This window comes from Desulfoprunum benzoelyticum, from assembly GCF_014201505.1.
GTDB classification, from domain to species: Bacteria; Desulfobacterota; Desulfobulbia; order Desulfobulbales; family Desulfocapsaceae; genus Desulfoprunum; species Desulfoprunum benzoelyticum.
Window position 1 is genome coordinate 338,137 of the sequence record NZ_JACHEO010000001.1, and the last position, 26,341, is coordinate 364,477.

Consider the following 26,341-nt stretch of genomic DNA (forward strand, 5'->3'; position numbering starts at 1 on the left):
AGGAGGTAAAATTTTTCATCAAAGATACCGGAACTTTTCAGTTTCCGATAACCAGGACTGACACATGCGAAGAGTGCGGAATAACCTTTGCGAAAAATGTTGTTGCTCATCGATGAATGTGCCTGAAGGATGTGCCCTGTGACGGGAGTACGCGCCGACACCTGAGACGAATGGAACCCGAACGGGACTTTAGTTGCCTAACAGCAACAGGTTGATTGCGGGACAGGCTGGGCAGGAAGCCCTGGTTGTGAAGTTCCAACATGAACTCCACGGCCCCCATAAACCGACGCTGTTTTGCCCCCTAACCTGCCAATAGTACATGTTGTCTGGTTCAAAATCGGTCAGTGCGTACTGCAGTGACGGAGTCTGATACAACGTCCCTGTGGTGCAGGAACTGCCCAATTGTACCTGGTAATTCACGGCATAGGCGGCAGCATTCCATTGCAGCACCGTTTCCCGGGAATCGGTGACGGCCCCTATCGGCGGCGAAACCAACGTCGGGGCAGGAGGTATGGGGTGAGGGTCGGACCGGGTTATATCGACGACGTTGAGTTTTTTGTAGTAGGGCGGGTCGATGAAATCCATGATCTGGATGCGTGTCGATGTGGCATTCACCCAATACGTTGTCCACAACTCGTCATCACAGTAGTCGTAAATATGGATAAATCCAGATGTATCCATATCCCCTTTGCCATAATAATCCCGGCCCGGGCACTTCCCGGTTGAAATCGCGATGCTTACGCCACCGTTTCCGTCATGATAGACAGTCGCCGTCAACGGACTTTTACCACTGAGAAGATTGCCATTATTATCGACGACATAAAAATACCCGGACCAGTCGGAGCCATTGATATCCGGATAGGTTGCCAGCACGACTTCCTGCTCGAGCAGGACCTGGACCTCGGATGATACGACGGCGACAAAAGACTGGTATCCCAGGGTCGGAGAGAGATACTGGGCGTTCAGGCCCAATACCAATCCACCAAACAACCCATAACGATACCCGGGCTCCTGGGTCGAATCATAAATCCCGGCCCGGGCTCCATACTGTTTGTTCGCAGCCACGATCGAATACACCGGCTGGTCGGTTTGCGCAAAAGCGGTTGCGGTTTGGTATGAGATCGGGAACTCGGATTTCACAGGCACTATCCCCTGCTGCATCACCACGGGAGGTGTGGCGGAAACCTTTGGTAGCCCCGTTATCGAAGCATAAAAGACTCGCGACCGCACGGTCTGCGAGAACGAATCCACCGCCACGAAGACATACTCGACACGATCGACATGGCTCGCAGGAACCGGCAGCCAGCACTCGAATCCCTGTTCCGTTTGTTTCATTTTGACAAACAGATAGGGATTTGCCGCTTCGTATTTGAAATAGCATCGCACCTCGGTCAATCTTTCCGAACCGGCAATACGGGCATCGAGGTGGATCCGCTGGCCCTGCGATACTGTCGCCGGCGGTGTGTGCTCTATTCTAACATCGGGAATAAACTTCGAGTTCGCAGTGCCGAGCGAGAAAAGAATAATGAAGACAGGAAATAACCAGATAATATAAGTATACTTCGCGGGTAAGAGAAAAAATAAACGCATTCAACATATTCCTTTTGCATTGTGTTCTTGATGCGAAACTTCATCGTACAATTGCCAAGACCACCTAACGAGAAATGAAAATAAATCAATGATACCGGTCGACAATGGCGGCCCCGTAAGCACAGACGCGATCGGCTGTCAGGATTTAACCCCAAGCGTCAAACCGGGCAAAGTTTACCTAGCAACCGCATTTGTAGAGTTGTGAATTGGTGCAGTTTGAGGAGATTTTACAGGATCGACTAATTAAAGTCTGACAAATTCAGGCTCAAATCGACTATTTGATGCTGCTTATGAAACTCATTGTTATTTTTTATTGGAACAAATCCCTCCCTTGATGTCTGAAAGCGCTCATCACCTATAACAATCAATCGATTCGCTGAGCATTTTTCGAACATAGAGCACCCAATCATCATGTTTGAGAAATTTTTTATTCCAAGAAAATCCAAGAGTGTGGGCATAAATGCTATTGAAGTTGCACCTTCAGCATCAAAAATATTGTGTTTTATCCCATTCCCATATATCAAAAACGGTATTTTATCTACAAAAAAATGCGGCATTCGCGGGTCGGCGCTTCTGGCATGACGATCTGGGAAAGTTGAGTGATCTGAGGTGAAGATCAAAACTGTATTTTCCGATAACCTGCTTTTTTTAAATTCCTGTAAAAAGTCACCAAATATAGAATCAAATTTTTTTAATCTATTAAGCACTTCGTTGTTTAAACCACGATATGAAATCTCAGCATTTAAATTATTATGGGTATCGAAGTTATAAAGCGCCGCAAAAAATTTCTCACCTTTTTCATTTTTTTCGATAAGAGATTTTAGCATTGATTCAAACAACTGTTTGTCGGTCAAAACTTTAGAGTCAATCTTACCATCTAGATATAGTTCAGAGAGTTTAGTGCGTCCATACACCTCATCAAATTTTAATGTTTCCAACATCTTATTTAAAACATTTTCCTGAGAAAGGTAAAAATACGATTTATATCCTTCATCTTTAAGTGCTTCTACAGGATAAGTCCAGTTAAACTTCGATTTTATCGAATCTTGTCGCTGCATTAATCCTGTTTTTTCGACATTAGAACCACCAATTCTTTGGAAGGATGAGAGCAATTGACCTCGCAGACCTCTGAAAGTTGCAGCTGTGTGGTTATAATAATTATCAATAACGAAAGATTCACCATATAGTTTGTTTAAATTAGGAGTGAGATCGCTATAAATTCCACCGTAGGGAGCGATCCATCTCGAAGAAATCCCCTCAGAAAATATGACCACAATATTTTTATCAGAAACATTAATATATTTATTTCGATATTCGTATACTTGTCGTTTTCTCAAAGAACCTATTTGTAGAAAATTAATGTCTGATTTTTTATTTGGGTTAAAATACGCTGCATAGGCGGAGAGGGCGAATGACCGAATAGGGGACTCCAGTACATTAACACTAAAGTTATTAGCCAATGGAGCAATTGGAATCGACAAAAGATACAGCGGAACAATTATAGCAGCAGTTGTGTTCTTATTCTGCTTCTGTGGCCTTACCATCTCAACTAAATATACTAAAGCAAATATTAACAATACCCATATTAAAAGCGTATATTTAATATCTGTAGTATATGCAGTTTGAGCATTTTGAATTGCTAATGGAGAGAGATACCCACCTACCGCATACACGCTATATAGTTGTACTATATATATAATTCCAAGAACTAGAGGCACCACCGCTAATAATTTATTACTCCAATTCTTAGTGACCTTAAAAATTAAATATATTACATAAACATCTACGATGCAGCCTATATAAATCAGAAAAAAATTCTGATTTAAGGTGAAAAAAACTCCAGCCAGTAGCAGAAGGTAGATAAATATCAGCATTGAAACTAGATCTGTTGAGTGATTTGCGCCAAATCGGCTTAAAACTATTTTTTTACAAACGGGGTGGTATCCATTTAACTTAAGCGACCCATAGATGTTGTTTTGTCGAGTAACGATCCAGCGATACAACGACGGAGCGGTCATTACGATTTGTTCAGTAAGTATCCACCGGCAAAGCCGGTGGATACTTACTGAAATCAATTACTCTGTGTATAAACTTGACGCAAGGTACTCCATTCGCTCATGCCAGGCACTTTCGGTACCAAAAGCAATTTCATCCCAGCAACTTGCGCAGTAAGTGCGGTTGCCAACATCGCGTTACCATTTGACGGGTCACTACTATCAAAAAAAAACCACCTTGGTATATTAGGTGGCCATGTACCACAATCGGTTCTAGTATGAATACCTAACATTACCTTTGCGTCCGTATGAGCTCCAGCACTAATGACCTTGACTCCAGAACAATAAGCGCCATCAGCTTCAGCAAAAGATATACTCACACAACTCAACAATAATGTGCTCACCAATAGCATTTCTTTCATCGATTTTTTACAAAGCATTAAAAAACCCTCCATCAATTGGAATTGATCAAGACAATTCTCATCATAAAACTAGTTTTAGTTTGTATTTATTTTTTTTAATTCTTCATAAGTTTTTTGTTCGAATTTTCTTAATGTTTCCATCTCCATTAAAGTCATTCCAGTTACAGGATCAATTGAATTTGGGTTACTCGCCCATTCTTCATACGCCTTCTGTTCCGAGTGTTTGATCGATTCCATTTTTCCTAACGTCATTCCAGTTATGGGGTCATATGAAGCCGGGTTATTAGCCCATTTTTCATACAGCATCTGCTCATATTTTCGACGTTCATTCATCTCTTCGATCTCTAGATCCGTGAGCGGATGAGTTATCGCTGATCTATGCATGTCTTCTTTATGATGTATTTTATTATCCACTTCACTTATCGATAAGTTAGCATAATCACCATTGCCATTATTAATAGATAGGCCATATGCGCAAACTTTAATTACTTTTATTTTGTAATCATACAATATTGCAATATTTTTTTCATTTAGGATCTTTTTGAAAAATGTTCTGAGCGGCTCATCTATATATTTTCCAGAAAAATTTTTTGATTTCAACCTATCACTTAATACCACATCCCATCCATATTTTTCTTTTATATATTCAATTGCTTTATAAATTTTAATATTTTCAGCATTAATACTAACAGTGAATTCATCACTATTAGAGTTTTTAGCAAAACTTACATCACTAAAAAATATCAAAAAAAATAAAGATAAAATTATTTTTAATAGAAATTGAGCCGCTTTTTTTATCATTTTATCATTAAAAATAGATAGATATCTAAAAAATTTTTTTTATTGCTTAAAAGTAATTTTATTTCATCACTGATGATATCTAAAAATATATGCAGGTCGAATCAATTAAAAGATTTTTTTTCATCCTCTTGCGGCAGAAGAATTGAAACCGAAACTGGTTCAATCAAGGTCGCATCTTTCAAAATCGATAACCAGCGTTCCCAGGATAATCGTTCCATTGATCTCAGTTCTCTGATTCTCTTTCCTTTTCCCGCTTCTTCCAGACAGCTGTCAGCAAACAGTTGTCTTAGCGCGGCCAACCATTGTTCACCAGTGTTTTCCACGACCCTACCTGTACGCAGGTCTGTTTCGCGATAGGCCCGAATGGCGCTGTATACCCCGGCAATGCCCTGCCCGCCAAATTCAGCCATTCTGTTATCCGTGAGGAGGAAGGAAGGGTTATCACTCTCCTCCTCGATACGCACCGGAGCAATGCCGATAAGCGGCCCTCGCTCCTGCAGGAGGGAATGAAGAGTATCATCACCTGAACAGGGCAGCAAAACATGGTTTTTCAACTTCCCAAGCAGTTTTCCATTCAACTCTCCTTCACAATACACCGGCAGCTGATGCTGCATCGAAAATTCATTCACCACCTGGAGCAGTTCATCTATGTTAGAGGGTAAGATATTGACGCTGTCAAGTCTCCAGAATATCCCACACGGTCTTTTAGATACGGCCGATGTTGCAGGACAGGCCATCCCGTCCGGAATGGTCTGACCGCAAAACATCAGATCAAGTTGCGCGGTGAGTTCTAGCCAACGCAGGAGTTCCGCACTGTTTACAGAAATCGCAGTTGCATGCACCAGAGACTGGTAGCTATCTTCCGTCAATTTTCCCCCTCCCGGCAACGTACCAGACGGCGGGACCACCCAGTCGACAAGGTAGGGGAGCCGTGCTCGCACGTTGCGTTGAAACCAAGGGAAATCTGAGGCATCCCCATCCACGCAAATACAGTTGATCCACCCCGGTGCACCCGGTGAACTCTGAACCACCCCGTGTTGATCTGCAGCGATATACGATCCAAGCAGATCCTGATGCAGCAGGGATTCAGCAATGGCCAGCAGCCGGTGGGGCCGTGCCTGACTTTTTCGGTCCACGGCTACCAGTACGTGCAATTTTTCATCGGCCGGCGGCCGAACCAATGACTTTGGCAAGGCCTGAGGCTGACAACGTGCGACAAGAGTCAATCGCGGCCGCCGCGCTAATGAAAAATCAATTTTATCTAAGGTCAGATTCGGATTATACGCAGGATCATGAAAATAGCTATTGGGCCAGCGTTTTTTAATTATCGATTGTTCACTCCAAAAACGATACTTCTTTTCCGGTGTATCTTCAATCCCTCGGGAAATCGATTCATGGTGAAGCAATTCAGCAAAGGGAGTCCAGACATTCCAGTATCCCTGCTTTCGTAGTTTGAGGCAGAAATCAACATCATTGTATCCGACCTTCAGCCCATCTTCATCAAGCCCACCAACCTCTTCAAAGACCGTTTTTCGTACAGCCATACATGCAGCTGTAACCGCCGTATACATCTGCAGCAGATGTGCCCGACCAAAATACCCACCGGATTTTTTTGAAAATCTCGTATGCGCATGGGACGCACATCCCCCTACACCCATGACGACACCTGCATGTTGTAAGGTTTGGTCAGGGTAAAGAAGTTTGGCGCCAACCGCGCCGATTTTCGGTAACACGGTGATAGAAACCATTTCGGCCAGCCATTCCGGCGAGATCACTTCTGTATCGTTATTCAGCAACACCAGAACATCGCCCTTGGCTTCCCGTGCAGCTTTATTGTTCAACCGGGAAAAATTGAACGGTCCATCGTCTCGCAGCACCCGGGCCTTCCCCTTGCTTGAAAGATCGGCAAAAAAGGCCAGCGCGGCAGGATCGTCGGATCCATTATCCACAAGAATGATCTCGTAGTTTGGATAGGAGGTCTTCGCAAAGATGCTTTCGATGCACTGCCGTACCAGATTTTCACCGTTGCGTGTCGGGATAATGATGGAGACCAGGGGAGGATCTGCCGGCAAATCAACGATTACCCGGTGCATAGCCCCAAGTGCCCTGTTCATTTCCACCCTGCCAGGAATATTCATTCGTTGCAGGTGCTCGTTGATCGCCTTCTCGCTGGCGATCTGGGCATAAGGTTTTTCTCCGATACCGGCAGAGGTGCTTCCCGGCAGAATCCGCCAGTGATACAGTACCCTGGGAATATGGACAATCTGCTGAAGTTCCAGCCTCTCAACAATCCGAGCGGCGAGATCATAATCCTGCGATCCCTCATATCCGACCCGGAACCCCCCTGCCTCCCTGACCAGCATAGTCCTATACACCCCGAGGTGACTGATCATGTTGTGTCCCAGGAAGAGAAACGGATTCCAGTCACTCTTGAAATAGGGATCCATCCGGTTCCCCTGCACGTCAATCTTATCCTCATCGGAATAGATCAATCCGGCATCCACCTGCCGTTGCAGAGCCTCAACCACCCAAAACAACGCATCCTCCGAAAGAAGATCATCATGATCGAGCAAGGCGACAAATTCACCAGTAGCCAGTTCCAAGGCAGAATTCGAGGATTTTGAAATATGACCGTTTTCGCTTCGGTAGACGACTTTTATCCGTCCATCGGAATTCATATGTTTATGAATGATTCGCACGATTTCAGGATCCGTCGAAGCATCATCGGCAATGCACAATTCCCAGTGCGGATACAACTGATTCTTGACAGAGAGGATAGCCTCATCAAGAAATTGCGGCGGCGGATTATACACCGGCATCAGTACGGAAATGATCGGTTTATATTTGAAATCATGAATATGGCCTGCAATTAAATTCCGGTCCTCATCCTCGAGGGTGTGAAATTTTCTAAGCCACTTGCAGTAATCACTCTGGTAGGTCCAAGTGTCGTAGTCCGGATGAGGTTGCCTGTTCTCCTTCATTCCCACCTGAAGATAATGTTGAAAAGGACTCATCCCACTTTCGAGGATATCCGGATTCTGGAGCAGATACCAGCGGGTGTCGAAATAAGGGTTGGGATCATGCCCCTCTTTCACCCCATGCCTGATGAAATGCAACAGGGGATCGCCGCCGCTCTCGCCGACATCGGGATATTGCTGCAAATACCAGAGGGTATCGAAGTGCGGGCTAGGGTTTCGCTTTTCGCGAACACCATAGAGAATATAATGCAACAGGGGGTCCAACCCATTGGTGGCAATGTCCGGATAATTTCGCAGATACCATCCTGTGTCAAAATAGGGATTGGGGTTCGTCTCCCCCACTGGCCCATGTTGCAGATAATGAACAAAGGGGTGAATACCGCTTTCAGCGATCTCGGGATATTGTCGTAGATACCAAAGGGTATCGAAGTAGGGATTGGGGTTTCTGCCTTCTTGAACCCCATTTTGGATATAATGAAGCAGGGGATTTATGCCACAACGAGCTACATCTGGATACTCGTCCAGATACCATTCCGTGTGAAAATGGGGATTGGGATTTTTTCCCTCATGGACGCCGCACGCCAGATAGTGGACAAGAGGCTCCATACCTTTTTGCGCGACCTCCGGATAACGCTCAAGATACCAACGAGTATGAAAAAACGGATTCGGATTTCTCCCCTCCGCTGCACCAAATTTGATATAGTGCAGCAATGGATTGATCCCGCTTTTTGCAACATCAGGATATTCATTCAGATACCAGCGGATGTCAAAGTAAGGAGATGGATTTCTAGCTTCCGCAACCCCATGTTTCATATAATGGAGAAGCGGATTCCTTCCGCTTTCAGCCACATCAGGATACTGATTCAAATACCAGCGAGTATCAAAGTAGGGGTTAGGATCCCTCCCCTCCTCAACTCCAAAATAATAATAATGACGAAGGGGAAAATCTTTGGATGTTTCCACATCAGGATATCGAGTTAAATACCATTCCGAATCAAATAAAGGCTGTGCCTCTATTTCTTTTTTCAATCTCAGATACTCACTCCATCTTCGAAAACTGAATTTATTCAATACAGAACCGAACTTAAAAATTGGGTTATTAACAATATCATGATGTATTAGTAAAATTTTATTATCTTGCTCTTTCTGAAAATTTTTATATATCTCAAACCGCTCGTCACAAACATTAAGCACATCATTAAGATCGTTGATCTTCTCTCTTTTCCCTGCTATCTCCAAGTTATTATTTTTAAATTGTGACGCAATTTCCGTCTCTCGTGCTTCAACCGTTTTCTCGAGATTGGAACTATGTTGTTTGAGAAGGGCTAGCTCAGAATCTCGTGCTTCAACCACTTGCTCGAGATTGGAACTATGTTGTTTGAGAAGGGCTAGCTCAGAATCTCGTGCTTCAACCACTTGCTCGAGATTGGAACTATGTTGTTCCAGCGCGGTGCTATGTCGTCTCAATTCAGTTAAATCATAAACTTGAAGCTGTCGATTACCTAGCGAAGCAAAATATTTTACAATCTTATGACTTTCAGTTGAGCATTGACTTAACCATTCCAATCTCTTGTCATCTGGCGCGTCGTTCAACTGCAGGACTCCAAGACCATGTGAATGGAGAAATTCGAGATAACAAGGATATTCAATTTTCAATTCTTCCCAGAGTTTCCAAACGCCAAAATCCCTCTCGCGGACATTGATGTCGTGAAACATAACAACCGCTCCGGGAGAAAGTTTAGGCAACCATGATTCGAAATCATGAAGAACTGCCTCGTAGGTATGCAACCCATCAATATGCAAAAGACCTATGGATTTATTTGAAAAATAATTTACCGCATCGTCGAAGGTTGTGCGCAGTAACTGGGAAAATCCACCAAAATGTTCTTGATTATACACATTCACATTTTTAAATATATCATCACTATATCGTCCGGCATGTTCGTCTCCTTGCCAGGTATCAACAGCATAACATTTGGTAGCAATGCCGGACTCTGCTACTGACTGGCAAAATGCAAAATAGGAATTCCCGGAATGGGTTCCGAGCTCGACAAACATTTTTGGTCGCACCTCTTGGATCACCCAGGCAGCGAATGGTATATGACCCACCCAACCACCAGGAAATTGTAGCGATCCGGGAGTAAATGAAGCTATTTCAAGAAGACTGATATTGTTCATATTCTGCTCAAATTAATTTTTTGCATGGGGACTCCGATCAACCCAGTGCTGACACTGCTACTATGCGATTTAAACAAGAGCGCATCATACAGCCAATGATGTTGAATGTGATCTTGCTGGGTCCCTTCTGCTAAGGCAACTGTAACTGAATAGTCACCTGTAGGTAGAATCGGCATTACAAATTCGAAAACAGCTTTAAATTTAGTTTTAGAAAAAACTACTAATGGATCATTTATTGAAAAGTTGTAAGTATTATCACCAAATAAATTTTGCCCTAACTTATCATTCACAAAAAAACCAATAATCGGACTGAACAAATCAACATGAGCTTGGCATACTATCGCCAGCCTAATTGTTTCTCCACCCACAATCCAGGAAATCGGACTATCATTTGTGTCAAGAAACTGGACGGAGATAATACTTCCACCGCCTTTACCGAATCCATCAGCGTCAGGGACAAACTTAAACAACTCGATATCATTTCGACAATTGGTTGAATTTATATAATCAAGCCTCATATCCCTAATATGAGCTTCGACATTCTGTTTTTCCCAGTCGCAATTTTCATCAACAACCAAAGAGCTTTCACCTTGGTCGGACTCATACAGTTTTTTCAAATACAGTTGAGCAATTTCCTTGGGTTCTCCCTGACATTTGGCATACCCTTGCTCCAACCAGATGGCACTCTTGCAGAGGTTGATGACCGCCCCGGTATCATGACTGACAAAAAGAACCGTCCCATCTTCCATAAATCTTCGCAGAAAGCGCATACATTTCTGTGTAAAAAACGCATCCCCCACAGACAGGGCTTCGTCAATTACCAGAATATCGGCATCGACATGGGCGATGACTGCAAAGGCCAAACGCACATACATACCCGAAGAATATGTCTTTACCGGTTGCTCAATGAAATCACCGATATCGGCGAACGCTGCAATTTTATCAAAACGTGCATCAATTTCTTCACGATTCAATCCCAGTACAGAAGCATTCATATATACGTTTTCACGCCCTGTGAACTCAGGGTTGAACCCGGAACCAAGCTCCAACAGAGCTGCCACACGCCCTTTTGTTTCAACGGCACCACTGGTCGGGTTGAGGGTGTTGCAGATCATCTGTAGCAGAGTGGACTTGCCGCTGCCGTTCCGACCGATAATACCAACTGTTTCCCCCCGCTTGACTTCGAAAGAAACGTCTCTCAGCGCCCAGAACTCTCGATAGTACTGGCGATGGCCACGAAACAGCATCTGCAGCAAACGGTCCCGCGGCTTGTCATAGATCTGATAGCATTTACTCAGATGCTCGACTTTTATCGCAATATCAGAGGACATCGGCAAATCCTTTTCGCGTCTTTTGGAACCAGGCGAAACCCAGGTAGGCGACAACCATCGAAACAGCATAGCACACAGCGAGTACAGGCAAATCGGGAAGTTTGTTCCAGAACAAAATATTCCTGGTTTGCTCAATGATCGGAGTCAATGGGTTGAGATTCATGAAGACCTGAAACTTCTCGGGAAGACTGGCGATTGAGTAAAAAATCGGGGAGAGGAACATGAGCGCGGTGGTAACGATATTGATGACTTGCGATACATCACGCAGATACACGCCGATAGAAGCCAGCCACCAGGAGATGCCGGCGGTGAACAGGATGAGCGGCAGAAGTATTACCGGAAACAGCAGAATGGTGAGGTGTGGCGTGCCGAATAGGAACAAAAAAGCCAGGAGCCACACAACAAAACTGATACAAAGATGAAAAAGCGCTCCGCCGATATTGACCAGGGGAAGAATTTCCAGCGGAAAGACCACCTTCTTGACATAACTGGTATTAGCGAGAATAAGACCCGGCGCCCTGTTGACGCATTCCGCAAAAACATTGAACACCATCAATCCGGCAAAGAGAATAAGGGCAAACTGTGTTTTTGAATCGCTGCCGGCATGCCAACGAGCCTTAAAAACCACGCTGAAAACGAAAGTATAAACTGCCAGCATGAATATTGGATTGAAGAATGACCACAGGATGCCCATGAAAGAGCCGCGATATCGGCCGACGACTTCCCGCTGGATCGAGGTCTTGATCAGATAGCGGTTACGCCAAAGGCTGGCAACCATTTCACTCGGGGCCATAGAAAATTGCTGCATCAGGACATCTCCTCCTGCGATTGGCCATCCACCGTAACGACATTGATTGCCCCAGATACTTCGCAAAGATGACCGAAAATTTCTAAAACCAATTTTTTCATAACAGAATTTTGTCACTCTTTCGCTAAGTGACGGGTATCACTTCGAAGTCATGGGCTCGATGGGATAGTCCTTGCTCTATTGAGAGCATGGGATATTCGCGTTACCTGCCGGGCGTTGAGGATTACATCATAAGGACATATTTTACAACCGCATGAGCATGATTTTCGCTGAGACATCGAAAATCATTATTCAACCGATGCCATGACACCACAATAGTCACCCCTCCTCGATCCGCTTCACCGTCTTCAGCAGTTCCTTGCATTCCTTCTTCACCTCCGGCGGCGTCGCCCCGTCCCTGAGCGCATCACCAAAGCTCTTGCGGGCCAGTTCCAGCTTGCCGTCGTAGAGGTAGTGCTTGCCGAGGTAGGCGGCAGCGACGCCGTTTTTCCTCTGGTTGGCGGCGATCTGGCCCAGTTCGAAGTAGACCTGGGGGTATTCCGGCTGCTCGACCACCAGTTCCTGCAGGTACCGTTCCGCCTCCTGCTGCTGCCCCTGCTGCAGCAGGGCCTTGGCCATGGTGAAGACGGCATACATATTCGACCGATCCCGCTTCAGCACCGTCTCGAGGGTCCGTTGCGCCTGTCCCGCCTGTCCGGCAGCCAGTTCGATCACCGCCTTGTCCACCAGCAATTGCGGGTGCTGCGGCATGGCGGCGATGACCTCATCGATCAGGCTCAGGCTGCTGTCGAAGTTGTTTTCCAGCCGGTCGACCTGGGACAGCCCGTACTTGGCCATGTTGATCGCAAACGCCGTCGACCGCGGGTTGGTGATGACACTCGTCAGGTGGGTTCGGAACGATGCCTGGTCCTTGGTCTGGGCCATCACCCGGTACTTGAAGCGGAAAAACTCGAACTCGTCGAGCGGCGTCGCCGTCGTCTCCCCTCGCTCGTTTTCGAGCAGCGACTGGACATAGCTGAGTCGGGCCTCGGAATCGGGATGGGTCAGCAGGTACTGGGGCAGCCTCTCGCTGCGGTAGCGGGCGACCCGACGCATCGTCTGCAGCATCTTCTCCTGACCCTCGGGGTTGCGCCCCATCTTCTTCAGCCAGCCATAGGCGAGCAGGTCGGCCTCCTCCTCGTCCTGGCGGCTGAAATGGAGGGAGGCGCTCTGGCCGGCGGCCAGCGACCCCATCATCAAGGTCGGCGCCGCCGTGCCGCTGCCGAAGGCCAGGGCCGCCAGGGCCATGCCGATCGAGGCCATGCCGACGATCTTGCCCTTCTCCATCCGCGAGGCCAGATGCCGCTTCGAGATATGGCCGATCTCGTGGGCCATGACCGACAGCAGCTCGTCCTCCGAGTTCATCATCGAGATCAGCCCGGCATAGAAGAAGATCAACCCCGACGGGGCGGCAAAGGCATTGAACTCGTTGTCGTTGATGACGAAAAAGCGGTAGTCGAAGAACTGGATGCCGGTGACCTTGAGGGCCTGGCGGCCGAGCTCGTTGATGTACTGGGTCACATCCGGGTCGTCCACCAGATCGAAGGCCGAGCGGACGGTATAGAGGAGCTTCTCCCCCACCTCCCGCTCCTCGCCGATGGTGAAGGCGGCGGCTCGCGGCACCGGCGCCAGGCCGACCAGGGTGACGATGATCACCAGGGCGATGATGCGCTCAAGATATCTTTTCATGGGCCTGTATCCAGGAGACGAGATGGTCGAGCCCCGCCGCCGTCGAGACGATCGGGGCGTAACCAAGATCTTTTTTTGCCTGCTCGATCGAAAAATAATGCGATTTGGCCAATTGTTCAGCAAGAAAACGGGTCATCCGCGGTTCCACCGCCGGCCGCACCAGCTTGTGCAGGATCTCGAGGCCGGCGCCGACGGCGTAGGCCAGCGGCAACGGCACCGATGCGGTCACCTTGGCAATGCCGAGTCGGGCGAACAGCGAGTTTATCCACTGCCAAAGCACCACCGGCTCGCCCTGGCTGATGAAATAGGCCCGGCCGGCGGCCGAGCCCTCCCCTTCCAGGTTGGCCGCCGCCAGCAGGTGGGCGTGGGCGACGTTGTCGACATAGGAGATATCGACCAGGTTGGCGCCGTCACCGACCCGCTTCAGCAGCCCCTGCCGGCCGCTGGCGACCAGCCGCGGGATCAGGTGCGGGTCGCCGGGGCCCCAGATCAGGTGCGGCCGCAGGGCGCAGGTCGTAAGCGTCGCGCCGTTGGCCGCCAGCACCAGCCGCTCCGCCGTTGCCTTGGTTCGGGCATAGTGGCAGAGGAACCGGGTCGCATAGGGCAGGGCCTCGGTGCCGCCGGCGATGTCACGGCGAGCGAACACCACCGACGGGGTCGAGGTGTAGACCAGCCGGGGCACACCGTGGTCGCGGCAGGCCTGGACGACGTTGAGGGTGCCATCGACGTTGATCGAGTGGTACTCCTCCTCCCGGCCCCAGATCCCGGCCAGGGAGGCGGTGTGGAACACCGTGTCGACATCGCGGAAGGCGGAGCCCAACTTCTCGCGGTCGCGGATGTCGCAGGGGATTGATTCGGCCCCCAGCGCCTCGACCTCGGGGTAGCGGTGGCGGCCGACGACCCGGCATGCTATCCCCCGCTGCGTCAGCATCCGGACGATGACCTGGCCGACAAATCCGCCGCCGCCGGTAACCAGGGCCCTGTTCATGCCGTCTTCACCCGGGTGGCGGCCCAGACCGCCAGTTTTTCCCTGAAGATCTTGGCATTATGGCGGATATCGACCGGAAAGTCACGGTGGATCAGAAAATGGCGGATATCCCGGGTCAGCGGGTGCCGCCCGGCCAGTTCGCGGACCTCGGCCAGGAGCTCGGCCTCGGGGCGGGATGTCTCGTGCGGCTGAACGATCAGCACTGCCTCCTGTACCGCCGGCTCGGCGGCGCTGGGGATGCCGACCAGGGCGGAGCGATAGACATCCGGGTGCTCGTTGACGATTGCCTCACAGGGGATGGTGTACAGCGTCTCCTGCAAGGTCACGACCCGGTGGGCCTTGCGGCCGCAGAACCACAGCCGGCCCTCGGCATCGCGGTAGCCGGTATCGCCCATCCGGTGCCACAGAGTCTCGCCGTCACGGATCTTGGCCAGCCGCGTCTCCGCCTCGTTATGGTCGTAGGCCCGGGTGACGACGTCGCCGCGGACGATGATCTCGCCGATCTTCCCCGGCGGCAGCTCTTCGACCCCACTGATATCGGCGATGACCCCGTCGACCAGGCGGATGACCTTGATCTCGATCCCCGGCAGCGCCCGGCCGACGCAGGTCCCCCGGCCCTGGCGGCTCAGCGGCCAGGTGGCGGTCAGGATCTCGTCGCCTGTCATCGACACGATCGGCAGGCTCTCCGTCGCCCCGTAGGGCGTGTGGATGACCGCTCCGGCCGGCAGGATGGCCCGGACCCGCTCCAGCAGCTCCCCCGGCACCGGCGCCCCGGCCATCAGGACCTTGTGCAGCGACGGCAGGACGATCTTGTTGTGCAGGCAGTAGCGGCTGACGACGTTCCACAGCGCCGGCGAACCGAACGAATAGGTGACCTGATGGCGGTTGATCGAGGCGATGAATCGGGCCGGGTTCACCTGGACCGGCCGGGTCGGGTCCATGTCGGGGATGATCGCCCGGGCCCCGAGGGCGGTGGAGAACAGGGCGAACAGCGGAAACGCCGGTTGATCGACGTCGGCGGCGGTAATCCCGTAATATTCGCGGATCAGCCGCAGCTGGGCGGCAAAGATCGCATGCTCGAACCGCACCCCTTTCGGCGGCCCGGTCGAGCCGGTGGTGAAGATGATCGCCGCCAGGTCGTCCGCCGCCGGGACGTGACAGGGAAAATCACCCTCGTCGCGCGCGATCGCCCGGCTGATATCCGGCCCGAAAATTCCGCCCGAGAAGCCGCAGCAGAAGGAATGGCGGACGGTGGCGAAGGCTTTTCTGAACAGCCGGGCGAAGACCAGGGCCTGGGGGATGCCGATCAGGACCCAGGGGCTGACCCCGGCGATGCAGCGCCGCAGGTTGGCATAGCCCATCCCCGGATCGATCAGGATGACCGGGGCGCCGAGCTTGAACAGGGCGAAGGTCAGGCAGATGAAGTCGGCCGAGGGCCGCACCATCAGCATGGTGCGGTCGCCGGGACGCACCCCCCGCTGCTGGAGATAGCGGGCGTAGGCCGAGGAGCGCCGGCTCAGCTCGGCAAAGCTCACCTCCCGGCCGCTCCGGACTTCGACCAGGCCGATGGCCGGGCCGTGATCGCGGGCCACCGCATCGAGGGTCTCGGCGATATTGGTCGTCATCGTCGCCCCTCCGCCCCGGCCGTGGCCTCGCCGGCGAAAAACTGCCGCAGCAACGGAGCGATGGCGGTGAACTTGTCCTCGAGGACATAGTGGCCGCCATCGGTGAAAAAATATTTCTGCGCTTCGGGAAACCGCTCGCACCACTCCTGATAAAAGACGCCGTCGAAGCAGAAATCCCGCCCGCCCCACAGCAGCAGCAGCGGCACCTGCAGCCGCCGCAGGACCGCGAGGCCGTTTTCGACCTCCACCAGGGTGGAATAACTGCGATCGCCCGGGCCGAGCGGGATGTCGCGGACGAATTCATGGACCGCGACCCGGTTGCGCCAGGAGTTGTAGGGGGCGAGATAGGCCCGGGCCACGTCGTCCGGCAGTCTGGTCGCCACCGCCATCGTCGGCGCCGCCCCGGCGAAGCCGTTCAGCCCCCGGACGAGCAATCGGCCGACGATCGGCCAGCGGCAGACCCGGATCCGCAATGGGATCCGGGTCGAGCGGAAGGCGGCGGTATTCATCATCACCAGGCGCTCGATCCGCTCGGGATGACGGCCGGCGCAGCCCATGGCGATCGCCCCGCCCCAGTCGTGGCCGACCAGCGAATAGCGGTTTATCCGCAGATGATCGAGGAGCTGCTGGAGATTGGCGATATGCTGCGCCAGGGTGTAGCTGTAGTCCTGCGGTTTGTCCGACAGGCCGCAACCGATGTGATCGAGGGCGATGACCCGGTGGTCCGGGGCCAGCAGGCTGATGACCTTGCGGTAATAGTAGGACCAGGTCGGGTTGCCGTGGACCAGCACGACGACCGGCCCCTCCCCTTCGTCGACATAATGGAGACGGTGCCCCGAGATCTGAAGAAACCGGGAAGTGAAGGGATAGTCTGGATACACTGCGACGTTCTCGCCAGGGGATTGGAGCCGGTCTCTCGCCGGCCTGCAGATGGTCATGTTTTTTTAAAGCAGCTCCAAATGATACCCGGAATGCACCGGCTGTCAATCCTTTTGCCCCGTCCCCGGCGATCATTGGCTGCCGGGATTGGCCGGCACAGCGAATTCAGGCCGCTTCTCCAAATCGAAGACCTGAAGAAATATGTTGCTTTTCCCCCAATAAATGATAATTTTAAGCGTTGCTGTCGTGTTTCAGGGCTGGCGGATATTTTCAGTAAACAGCGCCGGCACCGCACCTGTTCGAATTTCCGATAGTGCAATCGCAGACGCGACAAGCTGAAATCCGGCCGTCCAAAGCCGGGAAACATCATACGGTTCCAGTTGGGAACTGAGTTCAAAAGGAGTAGTAGCATGGCTGAAGGTACTGTAAAGTGGTTTAATGACGCGAAAGGTTTTGGCTTTATCGAGCAGGATGGCGGACAGGATGTGTTCGTCCATTACTCCGCCATCAAAACTGAAGGCTTCAAGTCCCTTGAAGAAGGGGCTCGGGTAAGCTTCCAGATTGTCGATGGCCCGAAGGGACCTGCTGCCGATAATGTCGTCAAGATATGATCATTGAGTAATCAGCAGCACCAAAGGACCCTGCTCCGGCAGGGTCCTTTTTTTTTTATCTTTTTTTGCCACCGACCATGGAAGACTGGCAGAAGCTCCTGCATGCGAGCGCCACCACCGGTTCCGCCCTGCAGGCCCATTTCCCCATCGATACGACGGTGCTCGAACGGGTGACGGCGGTCTACCCGATGCGGATCAACCCCTATTACCTCGGCCTGATCCGGGACCAGGACGATCCCCTGGGAAAACAGGCGATCCCCGATATCCGGGAACTGACCGACACGGTCTGCGTTGCCGATCCGCTCGCCGAGGAACGCCTCAGCCCGACCCCCCTGATCGTCCACAAATATCCCGACCGTGTCCTCTTTCTGGTCTCGAACCAGTGCGCGATGTACTGCCGCTTCTGCACCCGCAAGCGCCTGGTCGGCACGGCGGCGATGCGCATCACCGACGACCTGCTCCACCAGGGCCTCGACTACATCCGCCGCCACCCGACGATCCGCGAGGTCCTCGTCTCCGGCGGCGACCCGCTGCTGCTGCCGGACGACCGGATCGACGCCCTGCTCGCCGCGCTGCGGGCAATCCCGACGGTGGAGATCATCCGCATCGGCAGCCGGGTCCCCTGCACCCTGCCGATGCGCATCACCGACCGCCTGGCCGCGATCCTGAAAAAATACCATCCCCTCTACCTCAACACCCATTTCAACCATCCCGCCGAAATCACCGCCGAGGCCGCGGCGGCCTGCACCCGCCTCGCCGACGCCGGCATCCCGCTCGGCTCGCAGACCGTGCTGCTGCGCGGGGTGAACGACGACCTTGCCACGATCCGGACCCTGATGCGGGCCCTGCTGCGGATCCGGGTCAAGCCCTACTACCTCTTCCAGGCCGACCTGACCCGCGGCACCGATCATTTCCGCACCCCGGTGCGCGCCGGGATCGCGATCATGCGCGGCCTGTACGGCCATCTCTCGGGGATGGCGGTGCCGACCTTCGCCCTCGACGCCCCCGGCGGCAAGGGCAAGATCCCCCTGACGCCGCAGTACATCCTTCAGCACGGCGACGGCCTCGTCTTTGCCAACTATCGCGGCGAAACCTGCACCTACCCCGAGTCCGGCGACCCCTGCTGACAGCTATTGCCGTCGCCCCGCTTGCCTGCCTGCCGGCCTTGCCGCTATAATGGCGCAACACCTTTGTTTTCCCGCTCGAAGGGGAAGGCGCTGCAGAGACCACAACCGCCCAAGGATCCGCGTATGCAACGGCTGGACAAGACCTTTAGCTACAATTTCCTGTTCCCGGACGGGGGGCAGAAGCTCTTTCGCATCACCCTCGACGCCGGCGCCCATTACCGCAACAGCAGCCGGGAGCCCCGGCCGGAATGGACGCGGCTGCCGCATCACCAGTGCCCGCACTGCCTGCTGACGCCGGCCGACACCAGCCATTGCCCGATAGCCGTCAACCTCGCCGAGCTCGTCGCCGCCTTCCAGGACACCGCTTCCTACCGCGACTGCACCGTTTCCTGTATCGGCGCCGGGCGGACGGTGACGAAAAAGACCTACGTCCAGGACGGGCTGAGTTCGATCATGGGGATCATCATGGCCACCAGCGGCTGCCCCACCCTCGATCTGCTGCGGCCGATGGCCTGGTTTCACCTCCCCTTCGCCGCTGTCGACGAAGCGCTGTTCCGCTCCGCCTCGACCTATCTGCTGCGCCAGTATTTCGAGGTGCAGCAGGGGGACCAGCCCGATTTTTCCCTGGACCGGATCAAGGCGCACTACGCCAATATCGAACGGGTCAACCACGGCATCCTGGAGCGGATCCGCCACGCCACCGTGCTCGATGCCGACCGCAACGCCATCGTCATCCTCAACAGCCTCGCCCAGATCCTCGGTCTCGAGGTCGACGACAGCCTCGAGTCCCTGCGGCCGCTGTTCCGCTAGCCTGCTGCCTCGCGAGCGGGAGACTACATCATGTTTTCGGGATCGACATCGATGAGCAGCCGGCAGCTCGCGGCCACCAGCTCCGGCCGGTGCTCCCGTACCTGTCGGCACAGCATGTGCAATTGGTCGAGATCGGCGGCCTTGAGCAGGAGCTGCCAGCGGTAGTTGCGGTTGATCCGCTCGAGCGGCGCCGGCGCCGGGCCGAGGATCTCCACCCCCGCCTGCAGCCGTTTCTTCTCGTCGCGGCAGAATCCGGCCAGGCGCTGCGCTCCCTGCCGCACCTCCTCCTCCTTCTCCCCCTGGATATGGAAGGCCACCAGGCGGACAAAGGGCGGAAAGGCCGGGTTGCGCCGCAGCTCCAGCTCCTGCCGGTACAGTTCCTCGTACTGGTGCTGCTGGGCCAGGCGGATCGAATAGTGGTCGGGGCGCATGGTCTGGATGATGACCCGGCCCGGTGATTCGCCCCGGCCGGCCCGGCCGGTGACCTGGGTGATGAGCTGGAAGGTCTTCTCCGCCGCCCGGAAATCGGGCATGTTGAGACCGCCGTCGGCCCACACCACCCCGACCAGGGTGACATGGGGGAAGTGGTGGCCCTTGGCGATCATCTGGGTGCCGACCAGGACATCGATCTCGCGGTCGTGCATCGCCCGTAAGAGCTTCAGGAAGACCTTGCGGTCGGCGGCGGTATCGGAGTCGAGGCGGGCGATCCGGGCCGCCGGCAGCAGCAGCCGCGCCTCCTCCTCGACCCGCTCGGTGCCGAACCCGACCGGCACCATCGCCCCGGTCGACCGGCAGTGACTGCAGATCACCCGCTGGTCGAGGCTGTAGCCGCAGTAGTGGCAGACCAGGCGCCCCTGGGCCCTGTGCAGCGTCAGGGCGACATGGCAGTGCAGGCATTCGACCGGGGCGCCGCAGTCCTGGCACAGCAGGACCGGGGCAAAGCCGCGACGGTTGAGCAGCAGCAGACTCTGCTGGCCCGCCGCAAGATTGTCCAGCAGCGCCTGGCGCAGCTCCCGGCGGAACAGACCCTTTTCCCCACCCCGGCCTTTCCGGCTGAGATCGACGACCGTCACCGCCGGCAGGCTTCTGTCCCCCACCCGTTCCTTCATCTGCAGCAGCGTATATTTGCCGCTGCCGGCATGGTAATAGCTCGTCACCGACGGCGTCGCCGAGCCGAGCAGGACCACGGCGTCGTGGCAGCGGCCGCGCAGCACCGCCAGATCGCGGCCGTTGTAACGGAAGGCGTCATCCTGCTTGAAGCCGCTGTCATGCTCCTCGTCGACGACGATCAGGCCGGGGTCGGCCAGCGGTGCAAACAGCGCCGAGCGGGCGCCGATGACAACTTTGGCCCGGCCGCTCAGCGCCAGATGCCACTGGTCGAACCGCTCCGCCCCGGTCAGCCCGGAATGGAGCAGCACCACGGTCTCGCCGAAACGGGCCAGGAACTGGGCCTCGATCTGGGTGGCGAGGGCGATCTCCGGCACCAGGACCAGGACATCCCGGCCCAGGGCCAGGGTTGTCTCCGCCGCCCGCAGATAGACCTCGGTCTTGCCGCAGCCGGTGATCCCATGGAGCAGGAAGGTCCGGTACGACCGGGCCGCCAGCGCCGGTTCGATCTGCGCCAGGACCTGCTGCTGCCCCGGCGTCAGCGCCTCCGGCCGCGGCGTCGGCGGCAGCGGCTCGCCGAAGGGGGTGCGATAGACCCGGCACGTCTGCTGTTCGATCAGTCCCTTCGCCACCAGCGCGATGGTTGCCTTGCGGGCGCCGCCATAGCGCCCGAACAGCTCCCGCGCCGGGACCTTCGCCGCCCCGGATGCGGCCATCAATGCGGTCAGGGCCGCCAGGGTCTGGCGTTCGCTGCGTTTGAGATCGCCCGGAAGTACCTGGCTCCAGCCGGCATCATCCGGCCCCGTTTCCGTTCCATGATGCTCAAGACCCGCCCGGAGCCCCGGCGCCAGCGTGAACAGGGTCTCGATCTTTTCCCGGACCGCATCCGCCTCGACGATGTCCTGCAGTTGCAGCACGCCCTGCTCGACCAGCGCCTCGATCTGCGGCCGCGTCGCCTTCGCCCCCAACAGCTTGCGGCTGGCCGCCGCCGGCAGCCGCCGACTCGTCAGCAGTTCACCCACCCAAGGTGGCGGTTCAGCTCCAAAAAAACCACGCAACTCCTGGTCCCGGCCTGGGACCAGGGCGATCGCCCGCGCCGAGCGCGGGGCCATCCCGGCCGGCAGGGCCGCCTTGATCACCAGCCCCAGCGGGTAATGGTAGTAGGATGATGCCCAGCGGAAAAAGGGCAGCATATTGGCAGGGAAGAGAGGACTGCGATCGAGGACCTTTGTGACCCGCCGGACGGTATAGGCCACGTCCTCCATCGCCACGACCGCCAGGACGTAGCCGGTGACGCCGCGGCCGCCGAGCGGCACCAGCACCCGCAGGCCGACCGGATCGCCGGCGGTTCCGGGGGGCGCCGGCAGCAGCGCGTCCTCGAGGTCATAGGTCAGGGGCTGGTCAAGGGGGGCGGCAACGGCGACTTCGACACGGATCATGGTACTGGCATTTCCTGCTGCGTTGACTTCAATCTTTCAACTATAATGCCGCCAATCCGTGCTTTGGCGGTGGCGGCAGGGATCCGGATGTGGTATGACATGCCGGTCCCGGCCTCACCACAGATACCACAAATCCACGACCACAGCCATTCTTTCCATGCAGATCCACTACCCGGAAAATCTTCCGGTCACCGCCCATCGTCAGGAGATCATCAACCTGCTGGCCGCGCACCAGGTCATCATCGTCGAAGGCGACACCGGCAGCGGCAAGACGACCCAGATCCCCAAATTCTGCCTTGAATTTGCCGGGCCTAAAGGGCGGCTGATCGGCTGCACCCAGCCGCGCCGGATCGCCGCGATCACCGTCGCCGCCCGGGTGAGTGAGGAGCTCGGCAGCCACGGCCGCCTCGTCGGCTACAAGATCCGTTTCCATGACGAGACCAGCCGCGACACCCGGATCAAGTTCATGACCGACGGCGTCCTGCTCGCCGAATCGCGCACCGACCCGCAGCTGCGCCGCTACCAGACGATCATCATCGACGAGGCCCACGAGCGCAGCCTCAACATCGATTTTCTCCTTGGCTACGTCAAGCAGCTGCTGCCGTCGCGTCCCGACCTCCGGGTCATCGTCACCTCGGCGACGATCGATGCCGCCGCCTTCTCCCGCCATTTCGACGGGGCGCCGATCGTCCGCATCGCCGGCCGCACCTACCCGGTGACCGTACGCTACCAGCCGCCCGAGGACGACCTGAGCGAGGACAAGGACGGCTACATCGAACAGGCGGTGCGGGCGATCACCGACCTCCACCACAGCGAGGGTCCGGGCGACATCCTCGCCTTCCTGCCGACCGAAAAGGACATCCGCCTGTGCTGCGGCCTCCTCGGCGAACAGCTGCGGCAGGCGGTCGTGCTGCCGATCTTCGGCCGCCTCCAGGCCGCCGACCAGAAAAAGATCTTCCAGAACTTTCCGCAGCGCAAGATCGTCGTCGCCACCAATGTCGCCGAGACCTCCATCACCGTCCCCGGCATCCGCTTCGTCGTCGACACCGGCCTCGCCCGGATCGCCACCTACAACCCCCGGGCCAAGACCATCGGCCTGCCGGTCAGCAGGATTTCGAAGGCGGCCTGCGACCAGCGCAAGGGCCGCTGCGGCCGGATCGGACCCGGGGTCTGTGTCCGCCTCTACGCCGAGGACGACTATCTCGGCCGGCCGGAATACACCCTGCCCGAGATCCAGCGCTCCAACCTCGCCGAGGTCATCCTGCAGATGATTGCCCTGGGGCTGGGCGACCCGGCGACCTTTCCCTTCATCGACCCGCCGCACCGGAGCGCCATCCGCGACGGCTACGCCCTGCTGCGGGAACTGGGGGCGATCAGCGACCGCCACCACCTCACCGCCCACGGCCGGATCATGGCCGACCTGCCGATCGATCCCTGCATCTCGCGGATCATCCTCGAGGCCAGGGACAACAACTGCCTGCGCGAGATCAAGGTCATCGCCACCGCCCTGGCGATCCAGGACCCGCGGATCCGCCCGGCGGAGAAGGAAAAGGACGCCGATGCGGCGCACAAGCTGTTTGCCCACCCCCACTCCGATTTCCTCGCCCTGCTCAATATCTGGAACCTCTTCCACCAGGTCCAGGACCAGGTCAAATCCTGGTCGCGGCTGAAGAAATTCTGCGCCGCCCATTATCTCTCGTTCCAGCGGATGCGGGAATGGCTCGATCTGCACGAGCAGCTCAGCCGCATCCTGCACCAGCACGGCGGTTTTGTCGACAACCAGGACGAGGCTGCCTACGACAGCATCCATCGCTCGATCGTCGCCGGTTTCCTCCGCAACATCGCGATGAAGAAACAGGAGCGGCTGTACCAGGGGGCCGGCAACCGCGAGCTGATGATCTTCCCCGGCTCGCACCAGTTCCTCAAGGGCGGGGCGTGGATCGTCGCCGCCTCGTTCCTCGAGACCGGCCGCCTCTACGCCCTGACCGTCGCCACCATCGAACCGCAATGGCTGGAGGCCATCGCCGGCCCGCTCTGCACCTATTCCTGGAGCAACCCCCACTGGCAGAAGCGCAGCGGCCGGGTCATGGCCGAGGAGCGGGTGTCGCTGTTCGGCCTGCCGATCCTGGCCGGCCGCCGGGTCGATTTTGGCCGCCGCAGCCCGAAGAACCAGGCCGAGGCCCAGGCGATCTTCATCGAGGCCGCCCTGCTGACCGGCGAGATCATCGGCAACTACCCCTTTCTCCATCACAACCTGGAGATGATACAGGACTGGCGCGACGCCGAGGACCGCCTGCGCCGCCGCGACCTTCTCTGCGACGAGACGACGCTGCGGCAGTTCTACGCGGCGCGACTGCCGGCCGATGTCTTCGACCGCAGTTCGCTGAACCGGCTGCTGCAAGCGCGCCGCGATCAGGGCTTTCTGATGATGACGGAGGAGGACATCGTCCGCCGCCGCCCGGAGGACCGGGAACTCGCCGATTTCCCGCCGACCCTGACGGTCGGCTCGTACACGCTGCCGCTGGCCTACCATTTCGAACCCGGGGCCGACTGCGACGGCATGACAATCTCCGTGCCGGTCGATCTCGCCGCCGGCATCCCCCTCCAGACCTTCGACTGGCTGGTGCCGGGACTGCTGAAGGAGAAGACCGCCTTCCTCCTCAAGGGCCTGCCGAAAAACCTGCGCAAACGCCTGGTGCCGCTCAACACCGCCATCGACGCGATCCTCGACGACCTTTCCCGGCGGCAGGGGCCCTATCTCCCGGCCCTCGAATCCTCGATCCTCAAGCTTTTCCGCTTCACCGTCCGCCGCTCGGACTGGCCGTCACCGCTGCCCATCCATCTTCAGCCCCGGTTCTCGATCGTCGACGCGAGCGGCCGCGAGATCGCCGCCGGCCGCGATTTCGCGGCCCTGCTCGCCGCCCCTCCCGCCGATGCCGGCAGCCGTTCCGCTCCCCCCGCCCTGGCGCCGGCCGCTCGGGAGCTCATGGACCGCTGGCAGCAGAAGACATGCACGGTCTGGGATTTTGACGGCCTCCCGGAATCGCTGACCCTGCAGACCCCGGGGCATATGGTTGCCGGCCACCTCTACCCCGCCCTCGTGCCCGCCGGCAACGCTGCGGTCACCATCACCTTCGAGGCCAATGCGGCGCAGGTCAGGCAGCTCAACGACACGGGCATCCTCCTTCTCTACCGCCTGCAGTTCGCCGATCACTACCGGTCGTTGAAGAGCGCCTGCACGTCGACCCTGTCAGGACCTTCGGCCCTGTGGCTGCTCGCGAGCTACACGACTCGCAAGGAGGCGGTCGACGGCCTGCTGACCTTCATCCTCCGACAGATCTTCGGCCCCCTGAACGGCACGATCCCGAACCGGGAACAGTTCGCCGCGGTCATCGCCCGGGTCAGGCAGGAGGGGCTGTACGCCCGCGGCCAGGAGCTGTGCGACCGGATCATGGCCCTGTTGCGGCGGCGACGGGAGGTCCAGGAACAGCTGCAGCGTCTGATCGCCCTCGACAAGGGCCGGGCGATCTTCACCCCGGAGAAGCGGAATGAGTTGGAGGGGATGCTGGCCTCGATCCTGCCCGCCGATTTTCTCCGCACCATGGAGGTCCGGCAGCTCGATGACTGCGACCGCTACCTGCGAAGCCTGACGGTCCGGCTTCAACGGCTGCATGCCAACCCGGCCAAGGACGAGGCCAAGGCGGCGCAGATCCGGCCACACCTCCATAACCTGGCCGAACTGGCCCAACGGCTGCCGGACCCGCTGCCGGACGAACTGCGGCCGTTGGTCGCGACCTATCGGACGATGCTGCAGGAATTCAGGATCTCGCTGTTTTCCCCCGAGATCAAGACGAAGACCGTGGTGTCGGCGAAAAAACTGCAGCAGCAGTGGCAGGCCATCCGCCAGCTGTGCTGAACGGCGGCC

The 26,341-nt window shown here is 55.7% G+C and carries 16 protein-coding genes; 4 read left to right on the forward strand and 12 right to left on the reverse strand.

Annotation, left to right across the window (positions count from 1 at the left end; genetic code table 11):
• Window positions 1–189 precede the first annotated feature (189 nt).
• The 11 genes from HNQ81_RS01485 to HNQ81_RS01535 all read right to left on the reverse strand — a co-directional run bounded on the left by HNQ81_RS01485 (window position 190) and on the right by HNQ81_RS01535 (window position 17,381).
• Window positions 190–1,590, reverse strand: coding sequence for a hypothetical protein (locus tag HNQ81_RS01485; RefSeq protein ID WP_183347549.1), 1,401 nt, complete (start codon window positions 1,588–1,590; stop codon window positions 190–192).
• A 239-nt stretch (window positions 1,591–1,829) separates the two neighbouring features.
• The gene (locus HNQ81_RS01490; protein WP_221270803.1) at window positions 1,830–3,608 is read right to left on the reverse strand and encodes an LTA synthase family protein; all 1,779 of its coding nucleotides are present in this window, start codon (window positions 3,606–3,608) and stop codon (window positions 1,830–1,832) included.
• Between the two features lie 53 nt (window positions 3,609–3,661).
• Window positions 3,662–4,024 carry a hypothetical protein gene (locus tag HNQ81_RS01495; protein ID WP_183347552.1) on the reverse strand — a complete coding sequence of 121 codons (363 nt, stop codon included), beginning with the start codon at window positions 4,022–4,024 and terminating at the stop codon, window positions 3,662–3,664.
• A gap of 57 nt (window positions 4,025–4,081) precedes the next feature.
• The gene (locus tag HNQ81_RS01500; protein WP_183347554.1) at window positions 4,082–4,807 is read right to left on the reverse strand and encodes a hypothetical protein; all 726 of its coding nucleotides are present in this window, start codon (window positions 4,805–4,807) and stop codon (window positions 4,082–4,084) included.
• A gap of 101 nt (window positions 4,808–4,908) precedes the next feature.
• The gene (locus tag HNQ81_RS01505) at window positions 4,909–9,963 is read right to left on the reverse strand and encodes a glycosyltransferase family 2 protein (RefSeq protein WP_183347556.1); all 5,055 of its coding nucleotides are present in this window, start codon (window positions 9,961–9,963) and stop codon (window positions 4,909–4,911) included.
• A complete protein-coding gene (locus HNQ81_RS01510) occupies window positions 9,960–11,294 on the reverse strand; it encodes an ABC transporter ATP-binding protein (RefSeq protein ID WP_183347558.1) in 1,335 nt (444 codons plus the stop codon). Before HNQ81_RS01510 ends, HNQ81_RS01505 begins: the two co-directional genes overlap by 4 nt.
• Entirely contained in the window at window positions 11,284–12,102 is an 819-nt protein-coding gene (locus HNQ81_RS01515; protein WP_183347560.1) for an ABC transporter permease, read from the reverse strand. The genes HNQ81_RS01510 and HNQ81_RS01515 overlap by 11 nt, the downstream gene beginning before the upstream one ends.
• Before the next feature lie 318 nt (window positions 12,103–12,420).
• A complete protein-coding gene (locus HNQ81_RS01520; protein ID WP_183347562.1) occupies window positions 12,421–13,830 on the reverse strand; it encodes a beta-barrel assembly-enhancing protease in 1,410 nt (469 codons plus the stop codon).
• Complete coding sequence (locus HNQ81_RS01525) at window positions 13,814–14,818, reverse strand: NAD-dependent epimerase/dehydratase family protein (protein WP_183347563.1); 1,005 nt, start codon at window positions 14,816–14,818, stop codon at window positions 13,814–13,816. Before HNQ81_RS01525 ends, HNQ81_RS01520 begins: the two co-directional genes overlap by 17 nt.
• A complete protein-coding gene (locus HNQ81_RS01530) occupies window positions 14,815–16,443 on the reverse strand; it encodes a fatty acid CoA ligase family protein (protein ID WP_183347565.1) in 1,629 nt (542 codons plus the stop codon). The genes HNQ81_RS01525 and HNQ81_RS01530 overlap by 4 nt, the downstream gene beginning before the upstream one ends.
• Window positions 16,440–17,381 (reverse strand): alpha/beta fold hydrolase, encoded by a 942-nt coding sequence (locus HNQ81_RS01535; RefSeq protein WP_183347568.1) that lies wholly within the window; start codon window positions 17,379–17,381, stop codon window positions 16,440–16,442. Before HNQ81_RS01535 ends, HNQ81_RS01530 begins: the two co-directional genes overlap by 4 nt.
• 351 nt (window positions 17,382–17,732) lie before the next feature.
• On the opposite strand from HNQ81_RS01535, the gene HNQ81_RS01540 reads away from it, so the two are divergent.
• The 3 genes from HNQ81_RS01540 to HNQ81_RS01550 all read left to right on the forward strand — a co-directional run bounded on the left by HNQ81_RS01540 (window position 17,733) and on the right by HNQ81_RS01550 (window position 19,870).
• A complete protein-coding gene (locus HNQ81_RS01540) occupies window positions 17,733–17,933 on the forward strand; it encodes a cold-shock protein (protein WP_035230307.1) in 201 nt (66 codons plus the stop codon).
• A 77-nt stretch (window positions 17,934–18,010) separates the two neighbouring features.
• Entirely contained in the window at window positions 18,011–19,060 is a 1,050-nt protein-coding gene (locus tag HNQ81_RS01545) for a KamA family radical SAM protein (protein WP_183347570.1), read from the forward strand.
• Window positions 19,061–19,183: 123 nt separating this feature from the next.
• Entirely contained in the window at window positions 19,184–19,870 is a 687-nt protein-coding gene (locus tag HNQ81_RS01550) for a DUF6901 family protein (protein ID WP_183347572.1), read from the forward strand.
• Between the two features lie 23 nt (window positions 19,871–19,893).
• On the opposite strand, the gene priA is transcribed toward HNQ81_RS01550, so the two are convergent.
• Window positions 19,894–22,416 (reverse strand): replication restart helicase PriA, encoded by a 2,523-nt coding sequence (gene priA, locus HNQ81_RS01555; protein ID WP_183347574.1) that lies wholly within the window; start codon window positions 22,414–22,416, stop codon window positions 19,894–19,896.
• 157 nt (window positions 22,417–22,573) lie between these two features.
• On the opposite strand from priA, the gene hrpA reads away from it, so the two are divergent.
• Entirely contained in the window at window positions 22,574–26,332 is a 3,759-nt protein-coding gene (hrpA, locus tag HNQ81_RS01560; protein ID WP_183347576.1) for an ATP-dependent RNA helicase HrpA, read from the forward strand.
• Window positions 26,333–26,341 lie beyond the last annotated feature (9 nt).

Excerpts from the sequence above, each read along its gene's own strand:
- hrpA (WP_183347576.1), top strand. The coding sequence starts at position 22,574 with ATGCAGATCCACTACCCGGAAAATCTTCCGGTCACCGCCCATCGTCAG.
- HNQ81_RS01505 (WP_183347556.1), bottom strand. The coding sequence starts at position 9,963 with ATGAACAATATCAGTCTTCTTGAAATAGCTTCATTTACTCCCGGATCG.
- HNQ81_RS01485 (WP_183347549.1), bottom strand. The coding sequence starts at position 1,590 with ATGCGTTTATTTTTTCTCTTACCCGCGAAGTATACTTATATTATCTGG.
- HNQ81_RS01490 (WP_221270803.1), bottom strand. The coding sequence starts at position 3,608 with ATGACCGCTCCGTCGTTGTATCGCTGGATCGTTACTCGACAAAACAAC.
- HNQ81_RS01515 (WP_183347560.1), bottom strand. The coding sequence starts at position 12,102 with ATGCAGCAATTTTCTATGGCCCCGAGTGAAATGGTTGCCAGCCTTTGG.
- HNQ81_RS01525 (WP_183347563.1), bottom strand. The coding sequence starts at position 14,818 with ATGAACAGGGCCCTGGTTACCGGCGGCGGCGGATTTGTCGGCCAGGTC.
- HNQ81_RS01540 (WP_035230307.1), top strand. The coding sequence starts at position 17,733 with ATGGCTGAAGGTACTGTAAAGTGGTTTAATGACGCGAAAGGTTTTGGC.
- HNQ81_RS01495 (WP_183347552.1), bottom strand. The coding sequence starts at position 4,024 with ATGCTTTGTAAAAAATCGATGAAAGAAATGCTATTGGTGAGCACATTA.
- HNQ81_RS01535 (WP_183347568.1), bottom strand. The coding sequence starts at position 17,381 with ATGACCATCTGCAGGCCGGCGAGAGACCGGCTCCAATCCCCTGGCGAG.
- HNQ81_RS01500 (WP_183347554.1), bottom strand. The coding sequence starts at position 4,807 with ATGATAAAAAAAGCGGCTCAATTTCTATTAAAAATAATTTTATCTTTA.
- HNQ81_RS01510 (WP_183347558.1), bottom strand. The coding sequence starts at position 11,294 with ATGTCCTCTGATATTGCGATAAAAGTCGAGCATCTGAGTAAATGCTAT.
- priA (WP_183347574.1), bottom strand. The coding sequence starts at position 22,416 with ATGATCCGTGTCGAAGTCGCCGTTGCCGCCCCCCTTGACCAGCCCCTG.
- HNQ81_RS01550 (WP_183347572.1), top strand. The coding sequence starts at position 19,184 with ATGCAACGGCTGGACAAGACCTTTAGCTACAATTTCCTGTTCCCGGAC.
- HNQ81_RS01545 (WP_183347570.1), top strand. The coding sequence starts at position 18,011 with ATGGAAGACTGGCAGAAGCTCCTGCATGCGAGCGCCACCACCGGTTCC.
- HNQ81_RS01530 (WP_183347565.1), bottom strand. The coding sequence starts at position 16,443 with ATGACGACCAATATCGCCGAGACCCTCGATGCGGTGGCCCGCGATCAC.
- HNQ81_RS01520 (WP_183347562.1), bottom strand. The coding sequence starts at position 13,830 with ATGAAAAGATATCTTGAGCGCATCATCGCCCTGGTGATCATCGTCACC.